Origin of the sequence: Microcoleus sp. T3_D1, from assembly GCF_036700405.1 — a bacterium.
Lineage (GTDB): Bacteria > Cyanobacteriota > Cyanobacteriia > Cyanobacteriales > Microcoleaceae > Microcoleus.
This window is the reverse complement of the sequence record NZ_JAUBOV010000005.1, coordinates 44,788-45,839: the sequence shown is the minus strand read 5'-3', so window position 1 is coordinate 45,839 and position 1,052 is coordinate 44,788. Positions and strand designations below refer to the sequence as shown.

Sequence of the window (1,052 nt, the reverse complement as noted above, 5' to 3'; positions counted from 1 at the left end):
TCCCAATCCAGGATTTGTTGGACTCGACAGCTTTACTTACACTGTCAGCGATGGGGCTGCTACTTCACCAGCAATTTCGGCAAATATCAACGTTACAAACAATCCGCCGATCGCACAACCCGACACCTACAGCATCAGTGCCGGAAAAGTCCTCAGCTTAACAGCGCCGGGAGTTTTAATCAACGACACCGATGCAGATTTAGACACGCTGACTGCTGCGGTGGCTGCAAATCCGACGAAAGGGTCGATCGCCCTCAACAAAGACGGTTCTTTCACTTATACTCCTAACGCTGGCTTTTCTGGAACAGACACCTTTACGTACACAGTCAGCGACGGAATAGTTAGCTCGGAACCGGCTACCGTGACTGTCAGCGTCAACAATAACCCGCCTGTGGCGAATTCTGACAGCTATACTACTGCTTTTAATACGAGTCTCAACGTGACTGGTTTGGGAGTCTTAATCAACGATACAGACCCGGAAAAGGACCCGTTGACGGCGATTCTGGTGACAAATCCGGCTAAAGGGTCGATCGCCCTCAACGCTAACGGTTCTTTCACTTATACTCCCAATACTGGTTTTGCAGGGACAGACTCTTTTACCTACAAGGCTAACGACGGGAAAGCTGATTCTGCGATCGTCACGGGAAGCATTATTGTAAATACCCCTCCAACTCCCACTCCCACCGGAACTCCGACTCCCACCGGAACTCCGACTCCCACAGAAACTCCAACTCCCACGGAAACTCCAACTCCCACGGAAACTCCAACTCCCACGGAAACTCCAACTCCCACGGGAACTCCGACTCCCACGGAAACTCCAACCCCAACCGGAACTCCGACTCCCACGGGAACTCCGACTCCAGCCGGAACTCCGACTCCCACGGGAACTCCGACTCCAGCCGGAACTCCAACTCCCACGGAAACTCCAACTCCCACGGGAACTCCAACTCCCACGGGAACTCCGACTCCAACCGGAACTCCGACTCCAACCGGAACTCCAACTCCCACGGGAACTCCGACTCCAACCGGAACTCCGACTCCAACCGGAACTC

At 53.8% G+C, this 1,052-nt stretch carries 1 protein-coding gene; it reads left to right on the top strand.

The annotated features are described in order from the left end of the window. Nucleotides 1–1,052 (top strand): Ig-like domain-containing protein (locus tag QT992_RS04160; protein ID WP_333376591.1); only part of this gene is annotated, 1,052 nt, incomplete at both ends.